Source organism: Bradyrhizobium sp. (assembly GCF_049586575.1).
In the GTDB taxonomy this organism is placed as follows: Bacteria; Pseudomonadota; Alphaproteobacteria; order Rhizobiales; family Xanthobacteraceae; genus Bradyrhizobium.
Genome location: NZ_JBAVCF010000622.1, coordinates 1 through 5,294 on the forward strand (window position 1 = coordinate 1; position 5,294 = coordinate 5,294).

At 60.8% G+C, this 5,294-nt stretch carries 4 protein-coding genes and 1 pseudogene; 2 read left to right on the forward strand and 3 right to left on the reverse strand.

The features are described from left to right. The 3 genes from WB528_RS22990 to WB528_RS23000 all read right to left on the reverse strand — a co-directional run. Positions 1-926 (reverse strand): autotransporter domain-containing protein (locus WB528_RS22990; protein ID WP_423890993.1); only part of this gene is annotated, 926 nt, incomplete at its 3' end. Further along, positions 877-2,478: a beta strand repeat-containing protein gene (locus tag WB528_RS22995; RefSeq protein ID WP_423890995.1), complete on the reverse strand. Its 1,602-nt coding sequence runs from the start codon at positions 2,476-2,478 to the stop codon at positions 877-879. The genes WB528_RS22995 and WB528_RS22990, both read right to left, overlap by 50 nt. Before the next feature lie 53 nt (positions 2,479-2,531). Next, the gene (locus WB528_RS23000; protein ID WP_423890996.1) at positions 2,532-3,032 is read right to left on the reverse strand and encodes a hypothetical protein; all 501 of its coding nucleotides are present in this window, start codon (positions 3,030-3,032) and stop codon (positions 2,532-2,534) included. A 447-nt stretch (positions 3,033-3,479) separates the two neighbouring features. On the opposite strand from WB528_RS23000, the pseudogene WB528_RS23005 reads away from it, so the two are divergent. Both WB528_RS23005 and WB528_RS23010 read left to right on the forward strand, forming a co-directional pair. Next, positions 3,480-3,596 (forward strand): annotated as a pseudogene (locus WB528_RS23005) (LLM class flavin-dependent oxidoreductase); the annotation flags it as partial. 244 nt (positions 3,597-3,840) lie between these two features. Beyond that, the coding region (locus tag WB528_RS23010; protein ID WP_423890999.1) for an alkaline phosphatase family protein at positions 3,841-5,294 on the forward strand (1,454 nt) is incomplete at its 3' end.

Consider the following 5,294-nt stretch of genomic DNA (forward strand, 5'->3'; position numbering starts at 1 on the left):
ATGTAGGCTTGACCGACTGTGTGCCGCACGAAGGCGCCGGTTTGGAACAGGTCGGAGCGGCCATTGCCGCCGTTGGCGACGGCAAAACTGGTGCCGCCGCCGGCCAGCGCGAAGCCGGCAGTTGTGGCCGGCGAGAAAATGTAATCCGCGCCGACTGCGGTGCCGAAGACGCGGCTGGTGGTGTTGTTTGATCCGACGAGCGCAGCATTGCCGTCGCTGGTTTGCGAGCCGCCAAAGGCCGCCGCCCACACGCTCCAGCGCGGCTCGAACGGCACCGGCGGGGCCTTGGTGAACATTCCATACGCGTCGCGCTCGGCGGCGGTATGCTTGCGATCGCCCGCATAGGCGCTGGCGCCGCCGGCCGACGCCGAAAAGTTGCCGCCGCGGCCGTCGATAGAGGTATCTGACAGAACCCCCATGAACTGAGTCATCGCATCAAAGGTGGTCTGCTGCGCGCCGGTCGCCGTTTCGCCCGAAACTTGCGCCAGGCCGCCTGTGGTCAGCGTGCCGAAGGCAAGGGAAATGCTGCCATTGGCGTCGAAGAAACTGCCGATTGCGTTGGCGACCGCCCGCTGGTTTCCATTGAGCGCGCCGGAGGTGAAGCTGGGGTTAAGAGCCAGATTGAGAAAGATGTGATGGGCGTCCTCACTCAATGTGACCTGAAACGCCGATAGATTGGTGACTGCCACCGGCGCGAACGACCCCGTCACGCCGCCGGCGGCCGTGAGGATCGTGTATTGCTTCACGAAAGATGCGCCCGCGAACACCGCTGAAATTGTTGCGCCGCCGGACGTCGCGGTGCCCGTGACATTGGCAAAGGAGGCAGCCGCTGCATTGATCTGCACCAGATAGATGGCGCCCGACTGGAGGGCGAGGTTACCGACGATGGTAATCGACGATCCCGCCGGTCCCATTGCCCGGCGCAAGCGTGCCGCCGGGGCCGATCGTCACCGTCAAGGGATCGATCGTGCCCGAACCGGTGAGGATTCCGCCGTTGACCGTCACCGCCGACGTACCAATGATCGTGCCCACAACGTCGAGGAGACCGCCATTCACACTGGTCGCGCCGCTATAGCCGTTGACGCCCGAAAGTGTGGTTGTGCCGGCGGTGGTCGTGAGGCTCGCAGCGCCGCCGAGGCCGTCGATGGCGCCGCCGGTCGAGTTCACCGATGCGTTCAGGCTGCCGTTCTTCAGCGTGCCGCCATTGAGGTTGACCGCAGCCTGGGTTTGCGTAGTGCCGCCGAGATCGACCGTGCCGCCGCTGTTGATCGTCGTGGACCCCGCCGCCGCGCCCAACGTGCCCGCGCCGGCGAGCGCGAGCGTACCGGCGCTCACGATCGTTCCTCCGGTATAGGTATTGCTTCCCGACAATGTCAGCGTGCCGCTTCCGGTCTTGATCAATGCGCCGCCTGCCGCTGGAATCACCAGCGTGTGCGCGAAGCATTCGACGCCGGTCGGACCACAATCGCTGATTGCCCCGGAAACGATGGGTATTGAGATTGTTGCCGACACTAAGCGCATTGGCTCCGAGGTAGAAATTCCCCGCGCCTTCGATCGAGCCGGCCGTGAGGGTGTGGTTGCCGGAGGCGCCGGCGCTGGCTGAAAAATCGACAATGCCGAGCGCATTGTTGATGAACCGCGCCTGACCGCTCGTGGTGTTATCGAAGAAACCCAGGCTTCCGTTGTTGGTGAGGACGGCGTTCGCGGCCGTACTTCGAAGAAAAACAATCTATTTCTGTTGGTAATGGCTGCGCTGCCGGCGGTGCTGGCGTCGAGGAATTCCAGCGAGGTGTTGACAGTGATGGAGGCACTTCCGGCCGAACTGTTGATGCGGAAGAACGTGCTGCCGCCACCGATCAGGGTGGCGGCACCGGCCGTGCTGGTACCGTTGAAATTCAGAAAGCCATTGTTATTGATGGTCGCGTTCGCGGCGGTGCTGTTGTCGTTGAAGCTCAGGTTGCTGTTGTTGGTGATAGTCGCGCTGGCGACCGTGCTATTGTTGTTGAAGTACAGGTTCTGGTTGTTGATGATAACCGCGTTGCCGGCCGTGCTGGTGTTGTTGAAATTCAGGATCCCGCTGCTTGAGATGTTGGCATTGGCGGCCGTGCCCGAATCGTTGAAGTTCAGGCTGCCACTGCTGGTGATGGCCGCGTTGCCGGCGCTGCTGTTGCTGGCGAAGATCAGGCTACCATTGTTGGTGATGGTCGCGCCGCCGGCCGTACTGGTGTCGACAAAAGACAAATTATGATTGTTATTGAGGGTCGCGGTTCCGGCGGTGCTCGTGCCTAGGAAAATCACGGCACCATTCGAACTGGTATTGGTGATACTTGCGTTGCCGGCCGTGCTCGCATCGGAGAATATCAGGGATTGGTTGTTGATGATGCTCGCGCTACCAGCCGTGCTGGTGTTGTTGAAGTCCAGAAAATGGTTGTTGCTGATAGCGGCGGTCCCGGCGGTGCTGCCGAGGTCGAATTGCATGACGCCGTTGTTGGTGATGTTCGAGCTGCTGGCGCTGCTGGTATCGGTGAAAACTAAACCACCATTGCTGTTGATGACGGCGCTTCCGGCGGTGCTGGCACCAAAGAACCGGCGTTGTTAAGAGTCGCGCTGCCGGCGGTGCTGGTGTTGAGGAAATTCAAGCCGCCGAAAGTAACGCCGATCGTCGGCGCATTCGGCGAACTAGCGATGATTCCGGCGCCCGTGAGGGTCAGGGTCGTGAAGGTTATGCCGTCTCCGACATCGATCGTATAGCCGGGGCCTACGAACTGAAGGGCACCGAGCGTGACATCGGTGCCCGCGCCGGTCGCCCGGATCGAGAGGTTCGTCGGGGCGCCATTGTTGACGAAGCTCGCTGTTCCCGTGGGAAGAACGCCGGTGCTCCAGTTGTTGAGCTGATTCCATTCGTCGGCGGTGGGTGCGCCGTTGCCGAACCAGATCGCGTTCTGCGCCATGGCCGGCGCACTCGCCCCGACAAGGGCAATTGCCAGAAAAACCGCGCGCGCGAACGCGCCATGCCAGATAAAGCCGAACAAAACAGGAGAGCTTCCAGAACAGCAGCAATGTCTTTGAGTGGCACGCCTGGTTTCGAATAGTAAGCCGCCAAGCGCTGGGGCAATGGCCCGACGTCTCACGAATATACCCAGCGTCTCACGAGGGAGCGCTGTGGAGCCGCCGCCCAAGGCCAGCAGTGCCCAGAGGCTCGCGCCGGCGCGCAGCCCCGATAGAGGCCTCAAATTCCGAACCATCCTACCCAATCCAGTGCCGCTAGCCCTAGAAGCCAAGCCCGCACGGCAATGGATTCTTCCGTGTTCAACTTGCCGGATATGACAATCCGCCACCAGTTCCGAAACGGAATGGTCCCTCAAAAAAGCGCCGCTGTTGCCGTGGAGCGACACGCGAAACCGGTCTGGTTTCGAAACGGGCCAACTGGGGCACATCGACGGTCGCAAACAAGCCCAGATAGCAATAGATTGCCCTCCATGAAGAAAATCGGCTTCCTCTCATTCGGGCACTGGACGCCCTCATCGCAATCGCAGACCCGCTCGGCGGCAGACACACTCCTGCAATCCATCGACCTAGCCGTTGCCGCCGAGGAATTCTCAATATTATTACGCACGATCGTATGTTTATTTGTTAATTGAGTCAAGCCTCCGCCGGAGGCGAGGTCAACGTGAATATTCCCCGGTTTCCGAAAAAATCTTTCCACATGCTTGTCGCGCGGGGTCGGCGCCGTCTTGCGAATGCTTTTGATATGTCACGCAACCGATAAATCCGCGTCATCGTCGCGGCATAACAAAGCGCCTGTTGTTTCGACTTCCAGAAATCCAACAGGAGAATACTATGAAAAAAAGTGCGCTTACGCGCAGGTTTGGTTTGCTCGGCGTTTCGCTCGCGGCGCTTGCGCTTGCGCAAGGTGTTCGCGCGGAGGACGGACCCGATCGCGATCACAGGGAGACCGCGTCGCCGATCAAGCATGTCATCATCATCGTCGGTGAAAACCGCAGCTTCGATCACCTGTTCGCCACCTATGTGCCGAAGTCGGACGACGAACGGGTGCGGAACCTGCTGTCGGAACACATCATCAAGGCCGATGGTTCGCCCAACGAGAATTTCGACAGGGCGCACCAGTTCCAGATCACATCCGCGCCGAATGGCGGAAAGTACTTCATCAGCGCCGGATCGGCCAACAAGACATTATATACAGCACTGCCCGCGCCCGACCTCGGCGGCGTGCAGAACCCGACGGGCGCTCCCATTCTCGGCATTCCGGGCGGCGATCCCGGACTGCCCGCGGCCGATCAGTTCCTGTTCGGAACCGGCGGCACCGGTCTGCCCAACGCTTTGGGCCCGGATACGCGCATCACCAACGTCAACACCCTGCCGCCCGGGCCATTTCAGCTGACCGGCCCGGCTATGCCCTATGACGCCTATACCGCCGACACCATCCATCAGTTCTTCCAGATGTACCAGCAGATGGATTGCGCGATCGACGCGGAACACGTCACCCGGCGCAATCCGACCGGATGTCTGCACGATCTGCAATCGGCCATCACCACGACCTATTCGACCCCGCCCGGCGGCACGCCGCACGATACCGGCCAGACCATGGCGTTCTTCAACATGCAAAAGGGCGATGTGCCCTATCTAAAATCCCTCGCCGACAACTACACCATGAGCGACAATTATCATCAGCCGGTGATGGGCGGGACCGGGCCCGACAGCGTGCCGCTGGGCTTTGCCGATCAGGTGTTCTTCGGCGATGGCCACGGCAACGCCGTGACGCCGCCGGCCGCCAGCATCTACAATCCCGATCCACAGCCCAATTCGCTGAACACGTATACGGCGCGCAAGCAGTGGTTCAATTGCTCCGATGCGACGCAGCCGGGGATCAAGCCGATCCAGGACTACCTCGGCAAGTTGCCCTATACGGTCCAGACCAAGTGCGATCCGGGCCACTATTACAACGCGGTGAACATCAATCCGGCATGGACGCCGCAAGGCACGCCGAGCGGGGCGGGTTCCATCCCGCCGGTCACCATGACCAGCATTGGCGATCTCCTGAGCGCCAAGAACATCTCGTGGAAATATTATGGCGGCAGCTACAATGTTTCCGGGACCGGCGCGCCGCTCGACGGGATTTATTGCAATATCTGTAACCCGTTTGAATATCAGGTGAACTATCCGGCGATGCGCGCCGACCATATGCGGGACATCACCGACCTTTTCACCGATCTCAAGAATGGCACCTTGCCGGCGGTGTCCTACGCCAAGCCGGACGGCGCGATGGACGGCCA

Excerpts from the sequence above, each read along its gene's own strand:
- WB528_RS22995 (WP_423890995.1), bottom strand. The coding sequence starts at position 2,478 with ATGCAATTCGACCTCGGCAGCACCGCCGGGACCGCCGCTATCAGCAAC.